Here is a 20,547-nt window from a genome sequence, read left to right as displayed (position 1 = left end):
TTGGTGTGGCTACTGCCGCTACCAGCCTTTCTTTTTTGTTAAATTTACTACACAGCATGTTTTTATTGCGATGACGTCGTTCAAATGATGTTTAGTTTAGTGAATGTTGGTGATTACTCGCGAAACCGGAATTTCATCCAAACCTTTTATGAGTATAATGTTAAATTCTATCCAAATTTTAACCTTCCGCTCCCCGTCCTTTCTTTTTTGCTGTATATAGTAATACATGTAAGGCAAACAAAACATAGGAGGACAATAAAATGAAAAAATTAGTAATTGGTTCATTAGCAGCTGTACTTATAATTAGTGGTGGAATTGGGATTAATGCTTTGGCAGATGACGACAATCTGAATCTTAGTAAAACGCAAAGTGAAAAATTAATCGGTTTCGAAAAAGCTAAAGAAGTAGCACTGAACGAAGCTAAAGGCGCAATTGAAAGTATAGATCTTGAAAAAAATAATGGAAAAACATTTTATGAAGTAGATATAAATGGAGAAAAGTCAAAAGAATTCGAAGTACGAATAGATGCCTATAACGCAAAGATCTTAAATGTAAGAGAAGATAACGACAACCAAGATGATGCCGACGATGTTCAGCATAATATAACAGCAAATACTAAACTTATTACAGAAGCTGAAGCAATTGAAATTGCTCAAAAACAATTCGAAGGTACATTAGTAGAAATCGGTTTAGATTCTGATGATGGTCGATATGAATATGAATTAGAACTTCGTACTGATAAAGGAAATGCAGAGTTCACAATCGATGCTAGCTCTGGAGAAATTCTAGAGTCGGAGCTTGATAATGACGACGATCGTTTTGACGATTAATAATAATAATAATAATAATAGTTACCGCTTGATGGATATCCATCAAGCTTTTTTTATGACTGTTATAAATGGGTATAGTAAAGTTATAGTTAGAATCATGAGATCTATAAGGATTAACTACAGAAAGTAGAATTTTGAAAGGATGATTCGATGAAAAAGCAATATTATGTGAATGGTAAATGGGTATCTTCAAATAAATATAAGGAGCTTCACTCTCCTCACACGAAGGAAGTAATAGCACAGATTCCACAAGCAACTCAGCAGGAAGTAGATATAGCATTTGACATAGCAGATGAAGCAAGAAAACAAATGACTGCCTTAACTGCATATGAACGAGCTGCAGTTTTAGAGCATATTGCACAATTGTTTATTGATCATCGTCAAAAGGCTGCGGAAATTATTTCCTTAGAGGCTTCAAAACCGATTAAGTATGCTTTAGGGGAAATTGACCGAACTATAGAAACTTATAAATTTGCCGCTGAGGAAGCTAAGCGACTAACTGGAGAAATGATTCCTATGGATGCTGCTCAAAATGGAGCGAACCGTTTTGGCTATACTATTGAGCAGCCAATTGGAGTAGTTGGTGCGATTACACCATTTAATTTCCCTCAAAATTTAGTGGCACATAAAGTCGGTCCTGCCATTGCTGCGGGTAATACAATTGTTCTGAAACCTGCCTCACAGACTCCCCTTTCTGCACTCTTTTTAGCGGAGTTAATCGATCAAACAGCATTGCCAAAGGGTGCCTTTAATGTAGTGACAGGTAGCGGAAAAACAATTGGAGATGCCCTAATAAAAAGTGATAAAGTAAAAATGATTACTTTTACTGGTAGTCCTGCAGTCGGAAAAGGGATTCGGGATAGAGCAGGATTGAAGAAAGTAGCACTTGAACTAGGCTCTAATTCCGGATTGATAATCGACAAAAATGTAGACTTAGCCCAAATTGTTCCAAAATGTGTGATGGGTGCATTCTCTAACCAAGGTCAGGTTTGTATTTCTTTACAACGCACATATGTAATGGATGAAGTATACGATGAATTTATCGAGCAATTTTCTACTTTAACGAACAAGTTGGTAATTGGAAATCCAGAGGATGAGTCAACAGATATTTCTGCTATGATTCACCCGGACGAACAAGAACGAGCGCTAAGTTGGGTACAAGAAGCAGTGGAACAAGGATCTAAGGTTATTTCTGGAGGCATGATAGAAAATGGTATTTTCTTGCCTACAATTTTAACTAATGTGGGTGCAGACTCTAAGGTGTCTTGCCAAGAAGTTTTTGCTCCAATCGTTTTAGTAAACCGCATCTCTTCTATAGATGAGGGTATTGATGCTATTAACAATTCCAACTTTGGCCTTCAGGCTGGTATTTTCACAAATGATATTTCGACTGCTTTTAAAGCCTCCAAAGAGCTACAAGTTGGGGGTGTCATGATTAATGATATCCCTACCTACCGTGTCGACCAAATGCCATATGGTGGTGTGAAAGATAGCGGTACTGGTAAAGAGGGCATAAAATATGCAATTCAGGAAATGACAGAGACAAAGCTTGTTGTTTGGAATCAACAATAAAACCAAATTTATACTTTCTCAAAAAAGGAGCCAAATGGCTCTTTTTTTATTGTTCTACCTAAATTTCTGAATTATTAATGTACATAAAACAGCTTAAGTATCTTGATTATGAGACGATATTAGTCAAGAATATCAATTATTTATCATTAGGAGTGTCTGTATGAACAAAGGTCTTATTATTTCATTAATATTTATCTCTTTATTAATTATTACGGGATGCACGGAGAAGGAACCCACTTTAGAGAATCAGCAATTAAAAATTGGGATTATGCTTTCGAATGCAGGACTTGGAGATCAATCATTCTCTGATTTAGGTTTTGCAGGCTTAGAAAAAGCACGGGATGAGCTGAATATCTCATTTGAGTATAAAGAAATCCAAGAAACAGAGACATATGCAAAAGGACTAGAGCAGCTAGTGAAATCTGGTAACGATCTAATTATTGGCCTTGGATTTTCCGTCCAAGAAGACCTTGAAATGATTGCAAAGAAATATCCAGAAACATCATTTTTACTAATAGATGCTCAATCAGACCTACCCAATGTCAACAACGTAACATTTAAAGAAGAGGAAGCCTCGTTTTTGTTAGGAGCAATAGCTGGTATGAAAACAACAAGTAATGTTGTTGGATTTGTTGGAGGTGAGGATGTTCCGCTCATCCATAAATTTGAAAAAGGCTTTACAGCAGGTGTAAAATCTGAAAATCCAGAGGCAGTAGTGTTATCCGAATACGCGAATGACTTCGGCAATGATAAATTGGGTGAAAGCATTGCAAAAGAAATGATTTCAGCCAAAGCTGACTATATCTACCCTGCTGCAGGCTTCACAGGAGTTGGCGTTATAAAGGAATCTGAACGCTTAGGCATCTATACATTTGGAGTAGACAGCGATCAGTTTTACTTGGCGGAGAATTCGATTGTCTCTTCTATGCTAAAACAAGTGGACATTGCTATTTTCAATACCATACAAGAACTAGTCGAAGACGGTAAAATATCTGAGAAAAATCAAATACTAGGCATAAAGGAAAATGGTGTAAGTATTGCACCTATTCGTGTAATCGAATTATCGGCCGCTGAGAAAAATCGGATAGCTAAACTACAAGAAGATATCGCAAATGGTTCTATAACAATACTACAATAGAAATAAGGTGACTAGAATATGAAGCTTAAACAGAAGATATTAATGATATCTATTATCCCGTTGCTACTATCTGCCTGTATTATCGGCTATAACATAATTCAACTATCGGCATTAAAATCGTCGACAGAAGAAATTGTAAAAGCTTTAGTGAAAGTCGAAGAGTTAAATAGTTCAGCAAAAAGCTTACAAAAATCGTTAAGTGTATACTCGCTAAATATATCAGAAAGCAATAAAAATGATATAGAGGTCGATTTAGCTTCTACTCAATCGATCAATGATGAACTATCATCTTCCCTAACAACATCGGAACAGAAACAATTGAATACTAATATCTCTAAAAAGTATGAAGAAATATTAAGTTATTCCAATCAAGCAATTACGGAACAAAACCTTGCCGAGATTAAGCGACAATCAACGCGTACAAAAGGACTTATAAATGACGTTATTCAATTAAAAAGAAATATTACTACAGAATATTCGATTATGCAGAGCAATTTGCAAACCAAAATTGATGGTATTATTTCTATTTCCATTATTTTAGTAGTGCTGTTGTTAGTTAGTAGTATCACTTTGGTGATTATCTTTACCAATAGAATTGTTCGGCCAATCCGTGACATTACTAAGAATGCAGAGGAAATTGCCAACGGGAATCTTGCTGTCGATATTGTACAAGTAAAAACTCGAGATGAAGTGGCAACACTGCAAAAGTCCTTTGAACAAATGACTATGAATTTAAGAGAAGTCATTACGCACGTCTCTGATAGCTCCAATCAAGTAGCCGCTTCTGCAGAAGAACTAATGGCAAGTGCAGATGAGACGATGAAGGGTACTGAATTGATATCCTCTTCTATCCAACAAGTTTCTGAAGGAGCAGAGCATCAAACAAATATGGCAAAAGAATCTGCTCGCTCTGCAGAGGAAAGCGCAAATGCAATTACTCAAATTGCGGAAAAAGCAAAAGATACAATGAAAATAACGATTGCAACTAATGAGAAAACCTTGCAAGGTTCTGCATTCGTTCAAGATACAGTAGCACAGATGAGATTAATAAATGATGCTGTATTAGAAACAGATCAGGCGCTTGTCACACTCAATGACCGTTCTAAAGAAATTGTGCACATCCTCAAACTTATTACAGACATCGCGGACCAAACGAATTTGCTTGCTCTAAATGCAGCCATTGAAGCAGCACGTGCTGGTGAAGCGGGTAAAGGCTTTGCAGTAGTTGCAGATGAAGTGAGGAAACTGTCCGAACAAACGAGAAAATCGGTCTCTGATATTTCCGAAATTGCTACCGAAATTGAAAGTGAGACAAAGAAAACAGTAACATCCATTAATGGAGTAAAGGAAAAAGTTGACTCTGGGCTTACAATTGCCCATCACACGGAAGTAACGTTCCATGATATCCTGACATCGGTAGAACTAGTAAAAGAACAAGTTGGAGATATATCATCCATCACAAATAACATTCATATAATTGTTAAAGATGTTGCTAACCATGCTAATAATATGTCTACAGTAGCAAGTGAAACATTTGATAGTTCATCTTCTGTTGCTGCGGCTTCAGAAGAGCAGCTAGCCTCAATGGAAGAAGTAACAGCAGCAGCTGTCTCTCTAGCAAATCTTGCCGAGGACTTACAAATTAGGGTTTCCAAATTTAATATTTAGTACGACCAAAAATCCCCGTGTATAAACTAACATACGGGGATTTTTGGTCTTTCATTTATTAATACTGAAATTTGACAGTAACGGTTGCACTTACAGAAATTTCTCCTTGCTCAATAGGTGTTCCCATCTGCGAACTAGCTATCGAGAGTGTTTTATACAGTTCTGGTCCATTTTGCTGGTGCTCCTCCACGATAGAAATTGGTTGTGGATATAATGTGAGCTTCATCGTCTGAGCAATTGTTTGAGCATTAACTTGAGCATGTTGAAGTGCTTTCTGAAGCGCCTGTTGGTAAACAACCTCTGGGTTATCTAAACCAAACTGAATAGACGATACACTATTCGCCCCATTTGCCACCGCAGTATCGATTACACTACCCACTTTTTCAAGATCCTCTAGTTTTACTGTAATAGCATTCGTCACCTCATAACCTCTGAATACCTGTTTTCCGTCTATAAAATCATATTGCGGAAAGATATTAAAAGCTGCTGTTTGTATGTTTTCCCTTGGAATATTTAACGCCAATAAGGATTGTATTACCCGATTCATCACTTGGGCATTTTCTGCCTGGGTTTGTTGTACCTCTTTCCCTTGCGTTCTTACTTCTATTTGGAGTTGAGCATAGTTTGGTGCAACCTCTTTTACCCCCCTGCCAGTTACGGTGATTATTCTCACCATAGGAACTGAAAGAGATGGAATACCTGCATACAACATTCAATTACCACCTTTTATATGTTTATACCAACACAACCTAATTCATCACATATAACAATAATGTTCATAAAATAAGGCATAATGACTTTCTGTATAAAGGAGTATGAAGAAGTGAAAGAATCGAAGGTCCATTTAGTTTCTGATGCCTTGGCAAAGAGTAACAGCCAAAAACATTTTTATACCAATCACAATGCAGAATTTCTAGAAGAACAAATAGTCGTAAATCGTCGTTTAATGAAATCTATTTCACAGTTGGACCAATCGAGTAAAACCATTTTACGTGAATTACGTGATCAAAGCACAGTCCTTAATAAGTTAAATACTAATCACAGATATGATTATGGCAATATCAAAAAGATACTGTTCAATTTTGCGCAAACTTCAAAAGAATCCAAGTACCAATTACAAAACCTAGGGCAATCACTTCAATCCATCAATGTACTTTTAAATAACCATTCTGAACTTAACGAAGTAAATAACGAGAAAACAAACAATTTCGAGAGAGCACTAACAAAACTACAAGTAAGTGTGAATAGGCAAAGAAATTTTCTTAACAATTTTGCTATTAAACAAAACGGTTCTTTAGAAGATATTAAAGGTCAACTACATCAACATGGAAGTAAGACAGATACGCAATTGGAAATCATTCAAAGTGTGCTAACAGAACAAAAGCGGTTTTTTACTATAGTATCGAAAAATTTGGAAGAACAGAACCTTTTGCATAAAATATATTCTGCTAAAGAAGAACAGTTAACATCTCCAACTCATCTGGAAGAAATGGTAAAACAAATAAACGAGCAATTTAATAAACAAAAAGAAATTCTAAATAATTTATCTGAAACTCAAAACAATCAGTATCAGCTTTTTTCAAGTCAATTTAAAGAGCAAAACCATTTTAATAATCAGGTAAATGAGAAACTGGAGCTTTCTGAGGAGATGGATGAATTAATATTTGAGGAAATTAAACATCAAATAACACAGCAGGACGATATATATAATTATCTACAAGATAGCTTAAATAGACAGCAAGGTTTTTTACTGCAGTTATCAGACAATCAAGATCGACAACTTGAAAAAGTTAAAGTTAGCCTGGAAAGTATTAAAGAAGTAGATGCTCAACAGATTGAAGTTCTATCAGATGTAAAGGATTCCATAGAGAGACTACTAGATATAAAGGGTAACTTAGGTATATTGTTATCTAAGCTTCCACCAGATTATCCTCTTAAACAAATTATTGTTGGGGGTGTGCCAATCGCAGTAGAAAAACTAATTTCAATCAATAAAAAAACAGGTATCGCTTTTTTTTCAAATGGCATAGAAACGATCTCTTTTGATCTTGAAAAAATAGAAGCAATTCATTGGGATTAAAAATAAAAATCTCTTAGATACTTATCCTATATAATGGTTGGTCGTGACTTACGTCATGTCCGACCATTTTTACTGTAAAATAGATTTCTTTGCTACATAGTTTCTGTTTCCAATGATTAAATCTCTCTTAACGAGATATTAACCTATCGATAGATTATAACAATACATAAAATATAATATCCCCTCTTGTGAGAGTGGAAGTCCTTTTAGATGGAGGTGAATATATTTGAATAATAATAGAGATGGTATTTGTGGTTTATTAGCGACTTTACCCCCAAACTATCGAGTAAATGAGATTGTTGTAGACGGTTTTAATGAAGATGTTTTTCGTTTTATCAACCTAGAAGAAGACACTTACCTTGCTTACTTTAGAGAAGAAGACGGAGGTTTGGTAGTTGCAGACTGCCGTAGAATTTCCTTAGTTGATTTCCCGGCCTAACTTAAACATTATGCTGGAATTCAAATTTGTAGAGAATAACTTCATTAGCAAATTATCTGGGTACACTTTATATTTTTACTAATGAAGTTTTTCACATAGCGTAGAGTGGAATACTAACGATAGAACTCTGTAAACCTGATTTCCCACAAAGCCAAAGAGACCTAGTGGAATTAACTCCATTAGGTCTCTCCGTTAAAACAAATTAATTTAGAACTTTTACCTTCACTGTTTTACGTCCCCAATTTAGTGCTTCTTGTTTCGTTGGGATGAAAATATCTATTTTATTTCCTTTGATGGCTCCGCCAGTATCACCAGCTATCGCTTCTCCATAGCCCTCTACCCATACTTTTGAACCTAATGGAATTACAGTTGGGTCGACAGAAATAACTTTTTGGTTTGGATTAGCTTTTAAGTTAATACCAGTAGCTGTGATTCCCGAGCAACCAGCACATGACGCAGTATAAGCTGTTGCTGTCATCGTTAACTCTTTCTCAACAGAAGCCGGTGTTTTAGTCTCTGAAGTTGGAGCATTAGAAGTAACAGAAGTTGTCGTCGTAGCTGCACTTACCTTAGGCTGTATCACCTTTGCTCCATCTAGTACTAATTTATCTCCCGGTTTGATTAAATCACTAGTTAACTGATTGTTTGTCATTAATTGATTTACAGTCATATTATATTTTTCAGCTATATTAAATAATGTATCACCTGTAACAACAACATACGTTTGCACAGCTTCCTCCACTTTTAATTGTTGAGATGGATATATAACTGTTGAATTGAGATCGTTCCATGTTTGTAAATCTTGTACACTTACATTCTCCGCTTGAGAAATAGACCAAAGTGTATCACCTTTTTCTACCGTATGAACGCTTGATGCAGACGCTTGACCTGCCGTTCCTACTGATAGTGTTACAATTGCAGTTAGTGCAATAATGTGTTTTTTCATAAAATGAATTTCCTCCTTTTCACTAACGAGATTCATCATACCACCTATATATGACAGAACCATTGCATTCTCATTAGGAAGAAATATCATTTAAGTGACAGGATTCGACAAAATGCAACAATTGTAATATTACTTCTTTAATATCCGATCATGCCATTTTGATAAGATGAGCAAAGCTAATAGGCAACCAGCTAAAGCTAAACTCATATCCCACTGAGCATCCCACTTATCTCCTTGCATACCTAGAAAGTCTTTAGTAGCCTTACTTCCTTTTGTAAGTTTCGTACTTAACCATTCAATAATTTCGTATAAAGCTGCAATGGATAAAATAATACTGGTCGTGCATACAAATAACCAAGCACCTTTTGTTAACGGGCTAAGGCGTATGAATAATTCTCTCACTACGATTGCAGCAAAACCTTTAAAAAAGTGCCCCATACGATCGTAATTGTTTCGCTTTAAGTCAAATTCGTCCTTCACCCAATTAAACAACGGAACCTCAGAATATGTAAAATGCCCCCCTATAAATGTAAGAATACATAAAAAGGCTATGATGAAGTAGGAAAGCGTGGTAAATCGAAACTTCCTATAAGTTATGGCCAGTAAAATTATAGCAATCACACCCGGGCTTACTTCCGCTAGCCAGTCAGCATAATCGAATGGTTTAATAGCTGACCATATTAAAACGACAAGAACAATAGCAAATAGGCTAATGTGTATTTTAGAGATAGCTTGAAATCTCAACTTCCTCCCTCCTTTCATACCCTAGCCTGTCCAAAAATGCATTTGATGATGCAAATACGTTTCAGTCCTTAAGAAACGGGAAAACGAATGCTAAGGAGGCGTTAAAAATGCCATGGAATAAAGACGATTATCCCGATTCTATGAAAAATTTAGAAACCGATGTAAGAGAGAAAGCTATTGAGATCGCCAATGCCTTGTTAGAAGATAATTATGAGGAGGGACGAGCAATTTCTATCGCTACTTCTCAGGCAAGAAAAGCCATCCACGGCGATGAAGAGGAACGTGTTACATACGAAGTTATTTCGCGTGAAACCGACTGGGTTTTGAGGAAAGCAGACGGTAAACGTTCTATTATTGTGGAGAAAACGAAAGCAGAATTACTTCAAAAAGCAAAACCATATGTAAATGATCAAAACGGTATTCTTACTATTTATGAGGAAGATGGCTCAATAGAAGATACTCTATATGAATAAATTAAGAATGTAAGAACGATAAATAATCAAGATATAGTTTCTATAAAATTAATCTATGCTGTATTAAAAAGAGTAATTTACAGTCTCCTGAAATCTCAATTTCGGGAGTTTTTTTATGAGAGATTCTACGTAATACTCGAGTTAAACTAAATAGCCCTCTTCTATCTTATTAATTTTCATTTGCATCATCAAAATTCTTCACTTTATCTATGAAAATAATTTTCTCCTCCAAAATTACTATTGAAATCAATAATAGAATAATATATTATAACCCTATTAGTTTAGTCGGATTTAAAGGGAGGGTATTTATTTGGTACAAATGATTATTACTGGTTTGTTGTGCGGTGCTTTGTTAGGGTTTGTTATGCAACGAGGAAGATTTTGTTTGACTGGTGGCTTTCGTGATATGTATTTAACGAAAGACAATCGTATGTTCTATGCTTTACTAATTGCCATTGCAGTACAAAGTGTAGGTGTTTATACACTTGTCGCACTTGAAGTCATTCAAATTAGCACAGGTACTTTACCGTTATTTGCAATTATTTTGGGATCATTTATATTTGGTATCGGTATTGTGCTAGCCGGTGGTTGCGCTACTGGAACTTGGTACCGTGCTGGAGAAGGTTTAATAGGCAGTTGGATTGCATTAGCTGGTTATATACTTATGAGCACAATTATGAAAACAGGCCCACTCAGTCCGTTAAATCTAAAAATCCAACAGCCTCAATTACCATCGAATTCTATGGCAGATACTCTCGGAATAAACGTTTGGTTTTTAATTGCACTATTACTAGCTGTGGTAGGTTGGATTATTTATAAAGAAGTTACAAAACCAAAAGTAGTTATCCCAACACTTAAACCGAAAAAAACAGGGTTGGCACACATTTTATTTGAAAAGCGCTGGCATCCATTTTTGACTGCATTATTAGTTGGACTTATTGCAATTCTCGCTTGGCCATTAAGCTCAGCAACTGGGCGAATCGCAGGTTTAGGCATTACTACTCCTTCTGCAAATATCCTACAATATTTAACTACAGGAGATTTGGCATTCATTAACTGGGGAGTATTTTTAGTTCTTGGTATTTTGGTAGGATCATTTGTTGCCGCTAAAGCAAGCAATGAGTTCCGCTTTAGAATGCCTGATGTAAAAACAGGATTAACTAGTTTTACTGGCGGTAACTTAATGGGATTTGGAGCAAGCTTGGCAGGTGGTTGTTCTATTGGGAACGGGTTGGTTATGACGGCTCTAATGACCTGGCAGGGTTGGATTGCATTAATCTTCATGATTCTTGGTACATGGACAGCTGTTTACTTCGTCTTCATCCGTGGAAGAAAGGAAAAGAAAAGTAACGCCACTGTTCAAACAAGCATAACAACAGCATAAAGAAGGAGTGTCATACATGAAAAAAGTATTAGGTGTCATGGGAATGGTTTGTCCCTTCCCTTTAGTAGAAGCAAAAGAAGCAATCGCAGAGTTAAGCTCAGGAGATGAACTAGTAATAGAATTTGATTGTACACAAGCTACAGATACAATTCCTCGTTGGGCTGCGGAAGAAGGGCATAACGTTACTAACTATGAACAGGTTGGCGATGCCGCATGGACTATAACTGTTCAAAAGAAATAATAAACCGAACAATAAGACATTCGGTTCAGTAATTTCAAAATCTGTTTCTATCGGTTTGAAGTGAAGTGTTATGAACAGACGTTTGGCTCTATTAGTACCTATAATTTTTTGAGAGGCTAGACGTGACTAACATCATGTCCAGCCTCTCTTTTCTCGGTGATATTATGGACTTTTACAGGAAGGCTATTTTAAATAAAAGATACCTCCGTTTATAACTTCGATCTTTATCCGCGCTTCATACTGTTGTTCCAGTGCTGTTTTTTCCATCTCGTAGCTCTCAGGTCTTACCTCCACACCTTCATAGAAGAATTCTAACACCCGCATATCTCGTTGCCATCTTTTTTTCGCTTGCTCAGCCCACGAATGGTCGTCCTGCTGAATCGCATTTTCAACTACTCCATCTAAACGCTCTAAACCGCGATTTGGTTTAATAACATAAGGTAGTAAAAAGGCATTTGGTGGCATAGAAGGAGCAATATTCATCTCGTTTAAAGAAGTATGAAAGTTGGATATTATATTGCCATTCATCAAGTTAATACCAAGGGAATGAAGTAATTCTTTTGTTTGATTGCTGTAATAGGATACTTTATAATTCACTCCTAGCCATGGAGTAAGTATTGGTCGGTTAATGGTTCCCTCTACCTGCTCAAACATTTGGATAAAAGAACCCATATCATGCGTCACTTGAAAAAGTTGACTCAAACGCGGTGATCCAAAATGCACTAACTCGCCCTTAATATTCTCAGTCAACTTTGTTTGATCCGTTATTAATGTAAGCTGTGCCGGACAAGGTACTCCACCAGTAGTTTCTACATATTGCCAATAGTAAGGCCTATTCATAATGCGTTTATCCATATCTATTGTCAGCTGAACCGTGAGATAATGATCCGTATCATTTACAAACTGACAATTATTTTCCGAGAAAAAAGTTCGTAAATATTGCTGAACCTGTTGTGGGTACATATATATCCTCCTTTACATGTCCCCGTTTAAATCGTCTGTTTGAAAGCGGACAATATATCATCTAAATCACCTACGACCTTTTCGAAAACATCAATTTTTTTGTAAAGTAGTTGCAATATATCTATCTCAATCGTGTTATCAATAGCTAAATTGTAAATATGAACATCATGTTCTTGCCCTAGCCGGTGTACACGCCCAATACGTTGTTCCAATTTCATTGGATTCCATGGTAGATCATAATTTATCACATGGTGACAAAACTGGAGGTTTATTCCCTCTCCACCTGATTCCGTTGCTATTAATACTTGCGCGTGTTCCTTGAATAAATGCTTCATATAATCTCGTTTATTTTTATTGAATTTCCCATTAAAAAGCACGCTTGTAATACCTTTTGTGTGTAAAAACCACTGCAAGTATGCTTGACTTGCTTTATATTCCGTAAAAATAATTACTTTATCCTGAGCTTTAGATACTATCTCAAATGCTTTCTCTGCTTTTGAGTTTATATCTAATGCCATTAACTTTTGCATAACATTTTCTACAGAATTATTTTCCTCTAAACTTGTACAATTTTGCCGCATTTTATTTAATGTAAGGAATGTTGCCTCCTTGCTGCTACACATTTCCTTCTGTAGTGTAATCATCGAAAAAGCTCCTGAAAAAACAGGAGAAATATTCTTCAAGTCTAAGATTAGTTCATACACTTCTTTTTCTTCCGCTGTAAACTGTATGGGAATAATATTCACTTGACGATTCGTCCATTCTATCCCCGTGTCTTGTCTTCGGTTTCGGACCATCACTTGGTTTACCAGCTCTTTCAGGTAGTCATCATGCTCTAAATCATGCTTGCTTGCAGAGAACGCTGATTGAAACGTCTCATAATTTCCTAGGTGTCCAGGTTTTAATAGTGAAATAAGATTAAATAGTTCAAACACATCATTTTGAACAGGAGTAGCAGTTAACAATAAGCAAAATTTCTTCTTTAAACTTTGCACAAACTCGTAGATTTTAGTTTTGTGGTTTTTTAACTTATGTGCTTCATCAATAATGATCATGTCATAATCCTGTGCAAAGATAAGTTCTCTATGAGGACTTTTTTTGGCGGTATCCATACTCAGAACAACAACTTCACAATGTTCTAAAGGAGTATTTTTCTTATAAGCTACAGCGGGTATATAAAACTTATAATGCAGCTCCTCCACCCATTGATTGATAAGTGAAGCGGGAGCCAATATTAAAGCCTTCTTTACTAGCCCGCGAACTAAATACTCTTTCAATATCAAGCCAGCTTCTATGGTTTTACCAAGTCCCACCTCATCAGCCAAAATTGCTTTTCCATTCATTCTTTCAATAACTGTTTCTGCAACCTTCAATTGATGTTCAAGTGGCTTTAAATTAGTTAAATACTTCGGAGATTGAAGTCCTGTGAACTCCGTGATTAAGTTATTTTGCGCAATACGATAGCTCATATTATAAAATGTCCAATTATCCCACGGTTCAATACCTTCTAATCGCTTAGTCAAGCCCTCTGCCCATTCCGATGACTTTTCTATAATCATTTCCATCACCTCAGAATACTTTTCCTTAGGATGTCCCAAAAGTAGAAGTGTATGATTAAGTTTCTAAATAAAGAGAAATTGACTTAACAATCCTTTAGACACGCGATGTTTTTGAAATCTAATTGAAAAAATAACCTAGAAAATCTACTGTTTTAGAAACTAATTTATTTTTTTCATAAAAAACTATTGCCTTTCTAGTTAATAATGCTATATAATATAAAAGTCGCAAATGATTCGGAACTTATCCAGTCAATTGTTAATCACGGAGGAATACCCAAGTTCGGCTGAAGGGATCGGTCTTGAAAACCGACAGGCGGGTCATACCGCGCGGGGGTTCGAATCCCTCTTCCTCCTCCATTTTTATTTTATTGTTGGTAGTTGTAACTTTTTATTGTCGCAGGTGTCCTACTTTTCTTGAGGGCAGTATCATGGTGTTTGTAAGTATATTATTGTCGCGGGGTGGAGCAGTGGTAGCTCGTCGGGCTCATAACCCGAAGGTCGCAGGTTCAAATCCTGTCCCCGCAACCAAATGGTCCCGTGGTGTAGCGGTTAACATGCCTGCCTGTCACGCAGGAGATCGCCGGTTCGATCCCGGTCGGGACCGCCATTTTTTTTTGAAACTAGAAGTTTGGAATAAGCAAGCAGGTCAAGGAAACGAACGAGTGAAAGAAGGAGCGTACTCAAGTACGTGACTAATTGAACGACTGAAGTTGACGAAGAGATGCGAAGCTTAGTGCAAACTGATGTGGCTCAGTAGCTCAGTCGGTAGAGCAAAGGACTGAAAATCCTTGTGTCGGCGGTTCGATTCCGTCCTGAGCCACCATATTATGCGGGTGTAGTTTAGTGGTAAAACCTCAGCCTTCCAAGCTGATGATGAGAGTTCGATTCTCTTCACCCGCTTCTTGAATTGCAGAAGACCTATTGATCATTTGATCAATAGGTCTTCTTTTATTATTTATTTCTATTTTCTGCTTCATCTAATATTTCTTTTCGGAAACCTTCGATACTTTCTTTTCGACGCTCATTCTTCTCCCGGATGGCTTCCTGATTATTTCCAATGGTGTGTTCCATTGTCTCTTCGGCAGCCTCCATATTTTCAATTGTATTCTTCACCATTTTTTTCAGTTTTTTCGCATTATCTGATCGGTCATCTGGGTTAGGTTTATTGGTATTAGTCACTTCAATTCCTCCTTGTTATTTCACACATAATTTATCGTCTCCTATATTTCTAAAATTATTCAGAGGTAGGTAAATCATAGGTAATTTTGTTAAAACTCAAAAAAAGCTTGGAGGAGCACTTCCAGGCTTTTTCCTATCCTTCGTTAACTGCATGGGGAACAAAGTACATATGCAGTTAAATATCGCTAAAGGCTTCAGGAGTTGGAGATCTTGACTTTAAATGAGCTCCTGGAATTTATGTGCACGGTCATCAAGAGCCTCAGCAGACGAAGAAATTTCAGCAAAATCTTGTATAGCTAAATGAATTTGCTGATGCGTTTTTTCTACGTTATCAGATACACGTGTGATATTCTCAGTCACTTGTTCGATTTCTCGTACAATCCCTTCAATATTTTCTTTTACTTCTGAAATAGATTGCTCTACTTGAACGGAGAGTTTTCTTACTTCCTTTGCTACTACTTCAAACCCTCGGCCAAATTCCCCTGCTCTTGCAGCTTCAATAGCAGCATTCAACGCCAATAGATTAGTTTGCGAAGCAATTTGTCGAATCGTCTTAACAATTCCTTTTATTGAATCAGTCTGGTTATGTAATCCTACCAAGTTATCTAGATTCCCTTGAGAATCCGCGGCAATTCGCTTGATCGTATCTCCTAATTCTTCACTTCTTGTTATACCAACTTCCGAGCGATTGAATAACTCCGCTGACATTTGTTTCAAGTCATCTGCAACTTGTACAATTGAATTTTGTCGGTTAGTAATATCGGTTGCTATTTTTAAAACTCCAATGACTTTTCTTCTAGTTCCTTCTGCAAAGACAGGCATATAAGTAGCTTCTAACCAAACACGATTTCCTGAAGCATCCATTCTCTCCACTTTGTCCTGAAAACTTTTTCCGGATAACAGATTCCTCCAAAACTTTTCGTAATCGGTGCTCTTCGCAAAAGCTGGAAAACAAAACTCTTCATGACTCTTCTCATACAGTTCTTCTATTGTATAATCTAAGGTTTGCGCAAACAGATCATTGACATATGCAACCTTCCTATTCATATCAAACCTAATAATAGCTAGATTATTTTTAATCGCATTCATTACAAGCTCGTCCGTCACATTATTATTTACTGTTATCATATTCGTCTATGCCCCATCCCATTTACTTTATCTATTTCTATCAACACTTGTAGAATATTCTTTGTTTATCAGTTATTAACGATTTCAATACAATCCGTTCATCCACAAAAAGTTTTCCTCATTCTAAAGGAGCAAGAATTTTATCTTACAGTCTATAATTTGCTCTTTTATAGAACTTAGGAATCACGTCATGGCCTAGTTACTATTTAACATAAAAAAACAATAAATGTCAAAGTTTATTTAAAACAATTATACAAACATTATACAAACTTATTAGTAGATGTTTAATTCATACCAACAGCTAAATGATGAAAAGCCTTGATGTGCTTTACTCGCTCTTGAAGAAAAGGTCCTTCAAATGACAATTTGATCTTACAGAATATCCAATATTTCCTTTAATCTTCGTAGAACTTTCATTAAGGATTTCTAATGTTCTTTCATTTGTCGCATACCTCTCTAAAATTTTACTCCACTAACTTTTCTTATAATGAATGGAATAATCTTGTCCATTTAGGACAAGATAAATAGGAATAAAAGAAGAAGGGCGGTAATGACTATTACTACAGAATGGTTTGACAGAGTAACAGAGGAGCTACAGGATCACTTAAATTCGATTTGTGAGGAGTATGACCAAATTGGGCATATGAATATTAATCGTGCTTCTAAGCATCCAAGAATTGAATTTTTTGTTAGTACTGAAGATGATGATCGAGATTATTTTTGTACCATTCTGTTTGATCCATATAACGAAGAGTTCTATGTAGAAAGCTTCGATGTCGAACTTCTTCAACCTACCAGAATTATATTGCACGATATTACGGATATTATAGAAGCTGTTCATGAAAGCTTTCACGAGTTTCTTACACACGATAGTGATAGTGAGTTAGTTTATTTGGATGATGATAGTGATGACGAGGATGATGAAATTACTATTGAGGAAATCGATGTAGAATGGGAAACTCCTGAGGTTACCGCTTTTCTAATTGAAGATAACGTTGAAGTTACCTATCAGTTCGGGGTAGATAACGCTAATGGCGATGGTGTTCTTCGAAGAGTAAATAGGCTTTGGACAGACGATGACGTCCTTGAGGACGAAAGCACCTTCACTTTTAAGAAGGACGAAGCCAGTACTATTATAGCTATGATTGCTAGTCATATGGATAGAATGGTCGGATACGATGAAATTATAGATTTATGATTTTTACCCTTAAATGGTCAAGTTGCCATTTGAGGGTTTTTATTATGCTTAAAGACATTAACAAAAGGGGATATTCTGATAAAATGAAAGTAAACAGAAATGAAATGGAGAACATACCTTGAAAACCTTCAAAAAAATGTATATTGAAATTACGAGTGTTTGTAATCTTGCTTGTAGTTTCTGTCCACCGACAAGTAGAGCAAAGAATATCCTTAAACTAGATGCATTTAATAAAACATTAGATCAGATACGACCACATACAAAATATATTTACCTTCATGTTAAAGGAGAGCCACTTTTACATCCAAGAGTCGATCAGTTATTAGAAGCTAGCCATGCCAAGGGATTTAGAGTTAATATTACAACCAATGGTACGCTTATCAATAAAAATCGACATAAACTATTAGGTAAACCAGCACTTCGTCAAATCAATTTCTCTTTACATAGTTTCGATGGTCATGAGGGATCCGAAAATCGAGAAAAATATTTAGGTGATATTCTAGATTTTGTTCGAGAAGCCAAGGAACATAATATCATTATTTCCTTCCGATTATGGAACTTACAGAGAGAACAGGTTTCAGAAATTGCACAACGTAGAAATCGCGAAACGTTGGAAATACTTGAGAAAGAATATAACTTAGACTATAAAATTGAAGAAAAAGTTCAACCCGGCAAAGGCATCAAAATTGCACATAATATATATTTGAACCAGGATCATGAGTTTCAATGGCCAAGTTTACTTGCACCGGAGGATGATGGAAAAGGATTCTGCCACGCTCTTCGAAACCAAGCGGCTATTCTTGTAGATGGAACCGTTGTACCATGCTGTCTAGATGGTGAAGGTGTGATTGACTTAGGTAATATTCATAACAATTCTTTCTCTGATATTATTGAGAGTGAACGAGCAAATAATTTGTATGATGGATTTACTAGAAGAGAAGCAGTTGAAGAAATGTGCAGAAAGTGTGGATATAGACAGAGATTTGGTGTTTGATGCACTTATTGTTGGATACAAAGGAATCCGAATGGTAATATTATATTTTTAGAGAGGAGAGATATATACATGGAATTTCTAACACTTAGTAATGGATTGAAAATCCCTCAAATTGGTTTTGGTGTTTGGCAAGTTGATAACGAAACAGAAGCTCCAGCTGCTGTAGAAGAGGCTCTTCGCGTCGGCTATCGTCATATTGATACTGCAGCTACTTACGGTAACGAAGAAGGAGTGGCAAAAGGAATTGCTGCTTCTGGTGTTGCTCGTGAAGATATCTTCCTAACTTCAAAAATTTGGAACGATGACGTTCGTGCAGGCCGTACAAAAGAAGCATTTCAAGAGTCCCTTAACCGTTTAAACACGGACTATCTAGATCTATGCTTAATCCATTGGCCAGTTGACGGTATTGTAGAAGCTTGGCGTGCGCTGGTTGAGCTCTACAATGAAGGAAAAATAAAGTCAATTGGTGTGTCTAACTTCAAAGAACATCACTTGGAGAAATTAGAGGCAGCTGGATTGATGACGCCTATGATCAATCAAATCGAGCTACACCCCCAATTACCACAGCAGAACTTTGTGAATTATTTATCCGACAAAGGTATTCATGTAGAAGCTTGGAGTCCCCTTATGCAAGGGAAATTCTTAGATTTTGATTTATTCCACCAGTTGGCTGAAAAATATGGGAAGTCTCCATCACAAATTGTGCTTCGTTGGCACTTACAATTAGGACGAGTTGCTTTACCAAAATCGATTACTCCTAGTCGTATTCAAGAAAACTTTAATGTCTTTGACTTCAAATTATCGTCTGAAGATATGGACGCAATTGCTAAACTAGCTACAAATGTTCGTATGGGTCCTGACCCAGACGAAATTCAATTCTAATAAAAAAAGCCGGAAGAAGTGTCTTAAACTTCTCTCGGCTTTTTTCATGTATTATTCTTCTGCTATAACTCCGAAAGAATAAATTGTTGTAGTCTTGTACTCATCCCCTGCTCGTAGAATAGACGAAAGGAAATGAGGATGATGAATTGAATCAGGTGGCCCTTGCGTTTCCAGGCATAAACCTAAATAATCTCTTAGCTCTTCGCCTCTCATAGTTTCCGTATTGCCCATGTTATTTCCTGTATAGAAAACGACTGCAGACTCTGTAGTTTCTACTACTAGTTTACGACCACTTTCTGCTTCTGTTAATAACATTGCATTAAGTTCGTTTTCAGTAAATAAAAATGGATGGTCGTAACCGTTTCCGACTAATACATTTTGTGGATGAACAGAGGCCACTCCATCCATTATTTTACGGCCTTCTCTAAAATCAAATACAGAGTTCTCAACCGGTATTATATTTCCGGTTGGAAGAAACTCCTCATTTAACTCTAAATACAAAGGACTACCCATCGTTAGTGCATGGCCTAATACATCCCTTTTCAAATTCCCACTAAGATTAAAATATGAGTGATTCGTTACATTTACTAATGTGTCTTTATCAGAAATACCAGTGTATGTAATTAATAGCGTGTCTTCCTCGTGTAAAATGGTGTAATTTACTTTCATTTCTAGATTACCAGGGTATCCTTCTTCCCCATCTGCGCTTAAATAGGTAAACTCAATTGTAGTATCTTGGTCTCCTTCCAGCACAGTAGCATTCCATATTGTATGACTAAATCCATTGAGACCTCCATGTATATGATTATTTTTATCGTTTTTTTGGAGACTGTAGATATCCTCTCCTATACAAAAAGAGTCTCCACGGATGCGACCAGCAACTCGACCTACAACTGCTCCTAAGTACTTTGGATTATGATCGTATTCCTCTAACGTATCATATCCGAGAACAACATTTTCATATTGTCCTGTTCTATCAGAAGCTAAAACTTTTGTAATTACACATCCATAATTCATACAGGATACTTCAAAACCATTATTATTTCTAACTGTAAATAAAGTAACCGGTAGTCCATTTATATACCCAAATAGCTTTTCTTGCACTGACACTTAGCAACCCAATCCTTTC

At 36.4% G+C, this 20,547-nt stretch carries 20 protein-coding genes and 5 tRNA genes; 17 read left to right on the top strand and 8 right to left on the bottom strand.

Annotation, left to right across the window (positions count from 1 at the left end; all coding sequences use genetic code 11):
• Positions 1–260: 260 nt before the first annotated feature.
• From MHI40_RS01935 to MHI40_RS01920, 4 genes are all read left to right on the top strand, one after another.
• Complete coding sequence (locus tag MHI40_RS01935; RefSeq protein ID WP_340761297.1) at positions 261–830, top strand: PepSY domain-containing protein; 570 nt, start codon at positions 261–263, stop codon at positions 828–830.
• A gap of 150 nt (positions 831–980) precedes the next feature.
• Positions 981–2,402 carry an aldehyde dehydrogenase family protein gene (locus tag MHI40_RS01930; protein ID WP_340761296.1) on the top strand — a complete coding sequence of 474 codons (1,422 nt, stop codon included), beginning with the start codon at positions 981–983 and terminating at the stop codon, positions 2,400–2,402.
• A gap of 160 nt (positions 2,403–2,562) precedes the next feature.
• The gene (locus MHI40_RS01925) at positions 2,563–3,540 is read left to right on the top strand and encodes a BMP family lipoprotein (protein WP_340761295.1); all 978 of its coding nucleotides are present in this window, start codon (positions 2,563–2,565) and stop codon (positions 3,538–3,540) included.
• 18 nt (positions 3,541–3,558) lie between these two features.
• Positions 3,559–5,208: a methyl-accepting chemotaxis protein gene (locus MHI40_RS01920; protein ID WP_340761293.1), complete on the top strand. Its 1,650-nt coding sequence runs from the start codon at positions 3,559–3,561 to the stop codon at positions 5,206–5,208.
• A 58-nt stretch (positions 5,209–5,266) separates the two neighbouring features.
• On the opposite strand, the gene MHI40_RS01915 is transcribed toward MHI40_RS01920, so the two are convergent.
• On the bottom strand, positions 5,267–5,920 hold the full coding sequence (locus MHI40_RS01915) for an SIMPL domain-containing protein (protein WP_340761292.1): 654 nt from the start codon (positions 5,918–5,920) through the stop codon (positions 5,267–5,269).
• A 111-nt stretch (positions 5,921–6,031) separates the two neighbouring features.
• Between MHI40_RS01915 and MHI40_RS01910 the strand changes: the two genes are divergently transcribed.
• Both MHI40_RS01910 and MHI40_RS01905 read left to right on the top strand, forming a co-directional pair.
• Positions 6,032–7,288: a hypothetical protein gene (locus MHI40_RS01910; protein WP_340761291.1), complete on the top strand. Its 1,257-nt coding sequence runs from the start codon at positions 6,032–6,034 to the stop codon at positions 7,286–7,288.
• Between the two features lie 226 nt (positions 7,289–7,514).
• Positions 7,515–7,727: a hypothetical protein gene (locus MHI40_RS01905; protein WP_340761290.1), complete on the top strand. Its 213-nt coding sequence runs from the start codon at positions 7,515–7,517 to the stop codon at positions 7,725–7,727.
• Positions 7,728–7,929: 202 nt separating this feature from the next.
• Here the strand turns inward: MHI40_RS01905 and MHI40_RS01900 are convergent, their stop codons facing one another.
• Both MHI40_RS01900 and MHI40_RS01895 read right to left on the bottom strand, forming a co-directional pair.
• Positions 7,930–8,673: a LysM peptidoglycan-binding and 3D domain-containing protein gene (locus tag MHI40_RS01900; protein ID WP_340761289.1), complete on the bottom strand. Its 744-nt coding sequence runs from the start codon at positions 8,671–8,673 to the stop codon at positions 7,930–7,932.
• Between the two features lie 129 nt (positions 8,674–8,802).
• A complete protein-coding gene (locus MHI40_RS01895; protein WP_445678320.1) occupies positions 8,803–9,417 on the bottom strand; it encodes a DUF2238 domain-containing protein in 615 nt (204 codons plus the stop codon).
• Between the two features lie 107 nt (positions 9,418–9,524).
• Here MHI40_RS01895 and MHI40_RS01890 point away from each other — a divergent pair, with 107 nt between their 5' ends.
• The 3 genes from MHI40_RS01890 (at position 9,525) to MHI40_RS01880 (ending at position 11,515) form a co-directional block, all read left to right on the top strand.
• Complete coding sequence (locus tag MHI40_RS01890) at positions 9,525–9,890, top strand: DUF2188 domain-containing protein (protein ID WP_340761287.1); 366 nt, start codon at positions 9,525–9,527, stop codon at positions 9,888–9,890.
• A gap of 319 nt (positions 9,891–10,209) precedes the next feature.
• On the top strand, positions 10,210–11,274 hold the full coding sequence (locus MHI40_RS01885; protein ID WP_340764356.1) for a YeeE/YedE family protein: 1,065 nt from the start codon (positions 10,210–10,212) through the stop codon (positions 11,272–11,274).
• Between the two features lie 16 nt (positions 11,275–11,290).
• Complete coding sequence (locus tag MHI40_RS01880; RefSeq protein WP_093536219.1) at positions 11,291–11,515, top strand: sulfurtransferase TusA family protein; 225 nt, start codon at positions 11,291–11,293, stop codon at positions 11,513–11,515.
• Positions 11,516–11,698: 183 nt separating this feature from the next.
• On the opposite strand, the gene MHI40_RS01875 is transcribed toward MHI40_RS01880, so the two are convergent.
• Together MHI40_RS01875 and MHI40_RS01870 are read right to left on the bottom strand one after the other, a co-directional pair.
• Positions 11,699–12,478, bottom strand: a complete 780-nt coding sequence (locus MHI40_RS01875) for a YqhG family protein (RefSeq protein WP_340761286.1) — start codon at positions 12,476–12,478, stop codon at positions 11,699–11,701.
• Between the two features lie 26 nt (positions 12,479–12,504).
• Entirely contained in the window at positions 12,505–14,043 is a 1,539-nt protein-coding gene (locus tag MHI40_RS01870; protein ID WP_411748340.1) for a DEAD/DEAH box helicase, read from the bottom strand.
• 258 nt (positions 14,044–14,301) lie between these two features.
• On the opposite strand from MHI40_RS01870, the gene MHI40_RS01865 reads away from it, so the two are divergent.
• The 5 genes from MHI40_RS01865 (at position 14,302) to MHI40_RS01845 (ending at position 14,937) form a co-directional block, all read left to right on the top strand.
• Positions 14,302–14,394 (top strand) — tRNA-Ser (locus MHI40_RS01865).
• Between the two features lie 96 nt (positions 14,395–14,490).
• Positions 14,491–14,565, top strand: a tRNA-Met gene (locus MHI40_RS01860).
• 3 nt (positions 14,566–14,568) lie between these two features.
• Positions 14,569–14,644, top strand: a tRNA-Asp gene (locus MHI40_RS01855).
• A gap of 140 nt (positions 14,645–14,784) precedes the next feature.
• Positions 14,785–14,860 (top strand) — tRNA-Phe (locus MHI40_RS01850).
• 6 nt (positions 14,861–14,866) lie between these two features.
• Positions 14,867–14,937 (top strand) — tRNA-Gly (locus tag MHI40_RS01845).
• 51 nt (positions 14,938–14,988) lie between these two features.
• On the opposite strand, the gene tlp is transcribed toward MHI40_RS01845, so the two are convergent.
• Together tlp and MHI40_RS01835 are read right to left on the bottom strand one after the other, a co-directional pair.
• Positions 14,989–15,216: a small acid-soluble spore protein Tlp gene (gene tlp, locus MHI40_RS01840; RefSeq protein WP_093536222.1), complete on the bottom strand. Its 228-nt coding sequence runs from the start codon at positions 15,214–15,216 to the stop codon at positions 14,989–14,991.
• 216 nt (positions 15,217–15,432) lie between these two features.
• Complete coding sequence (locus MHI40_RS01835) at positions 15,433–16,344, bottom strand: methyl-accepting chemotaxis protein (RefSeq protein WP_093536224.1); 912 nt, start codon at positions 16,342–16,344, stop codon at positions 15,433–15,435.
• Between the two features lie 556 nt (positions 16,345–16,900).
• Here MHI40_RS01835 and MHI40_RS01830 point away from each other — a divergent pair.
• From MHI40_RS01830 to MHI40_RS01820, 3 genes are all read left to right on the top strand, one after another.
• Positions 16,901–17,542, top strand: coding sequence for a hypothetical protein (locus MHI40_RS01830; protein WP_340764352.1), 642 nt, complete (start codon positions 16,901–16,903; stop codon positions 17,540–17,542).
• Positions 17,543–17,660: 118 nt separating this feature from the next.
• Entirely contained in the window at positions 17,661–18,536 is an 876-nt protein-coding gene (locus tag MHI40_RS01825) for a radical SAM/SPASM domain-containing protein (RefSeq protein WP_093536226.1), read from the top strand.
• A gap of 69 nt (positions 18,537–18,605) precedes the next feature.
• Positions 18,606–19,418, top strand: a complete 813-nt coding sequence (locus MHI40_RS01820; protein ID WP_340761285.1) for an aldo/keto reductase — start codon at positions 18,606–18,608, stop codon at positions 19,416–19,418.
• Between the two features lie 51 nt (positions 19,419–19,469).
• Here MHI40_RS01820 and MHI40_RS01815 read toward each other — a convergent pair whose 3' ends face one another.
• Positions 19,470–20,522, bottom strand: a complete 1,053-nt coding sequence (locus tag MHI40_RS01815) for an aldose epimerase family protein (protein WP_445678319.1) — start codon at positions 20,520–20,522, stop codon at positions 19,470–19,472.
• Positions 20,523–20,547 lie beyond the last annotated feature (25 nt).

The organism is Psychrobacillus sp. FSL H8-0510, assembly GCF_038008345.1.
GTDB classification, from domain to species: Bacteria; Bacillota; Bacilli; order Bacillales_A; family Planococcaceae; genus Psychrobacillus; species Psychrobacillus psychrotolerans.
The sequence above is the reverse complement of the archived record's forward strand: the minus strand, read 5'-3'. Positions and strand labels throughout refer to the sequence as shown.

What these genes read in the sequence shown, in the direction of transcription:
- MHI40_RS01935 (WP_340761297.1), top strand. Translation starts at nt 261, where the DNA reads ATGAAAAAATTAGTAATTGGTTCATTAGCAGCTGTACTTATAATTAGT.
- MHI40_RS01930 (WP_340761296.1), top strand. Translation starts at nt 981, where the DNA reads ATGAAAAAGCAATATTATGTGAATGGTAAATGGGTATCTTCAAATAAA.
- MHI40_RS01925 (WP_340761295.1), top strand. Translation starts at nt 2,563, where the DNA reads ATGAACAAAGGTCTTATTATTTCATTAATATTTATCTCTTTATTAATT.
- MHI40_RS01920 (WP_340761293.1), top strand. Translation starts at nt 3,559, where the DNA reads ATGAAGCTTAAACAGAAGATATTAATGATATCTATTATCCCGTTGCTA.
- MHI40_RS01915 (WP_340761292.1), bottom strand. Translation starts at nt 5,920, where the DNA reads ATGTTGTATGCAGGTATTCCATCTCTTTCAGTTCCTATGGTGAGAATA.
- MHI40_RS01900 (WP_340761289.1), bottom strand. Translation starts at nt 8,673, where the DNA reads ATGAAAAAACACATTATTGCACTAACTGCAATTGTAACACTATCAGTA.
- MHI40_RS01890 (WP_340761287.1), top strand. Translation starts at nt 9,525, where the DNA reads ATGCCATGGAATAAAGACGATTATCCCGATTCTATGAAAAATTTAGAA.
- MHI40_RS01885 (WP_340764356.1), top strand. Translation starts at nt 10,210, where the DNA reads ATGATTATTACTGGTTTGTTGTGCGGTGCTTTGTTAGGGTTTGTTATG.
- MHI40_RS01880 (WP_093536219.1), top strand. Translation starts at nt 11,291, where the DNA reads ATGAAAAAAGTATTAGGTGTCATGGGAATGGTTTGTCCCTTCCCTTTA.
- MHI40_RS01875 (WP_340761286.1), bottom strand. Translation starts at nt 12,478, where the DNA reads ATGTACCCACAACAGGTTCAGCAATATTTACGAACTTTTTTCTCGGAA.
- MHI40_RS01870 (WP_411748340.1), bottom strand. Translation starts at nt 14,043, where the DNA reads ATGGAAATGATTATAGAAAAGTCATCGGAATGGGCAGAGGGCTTGACT.
- MHI40_RS01835 (WP_093536224.1), bottom strand. Translation starts at nt 16,344, where the DNA reads ATGATAACAGTAAATAATAATGTGACGGACGAGCTTGTAATGAATGCG.
- MHI40_RS01820 (WP_340761285.1), top strand. Translation starts at nt 18,606, where the DNA reads ATGGAATTTCTAACACTTAGTAATGGATTGAAAATCCCTCAAATTGGT.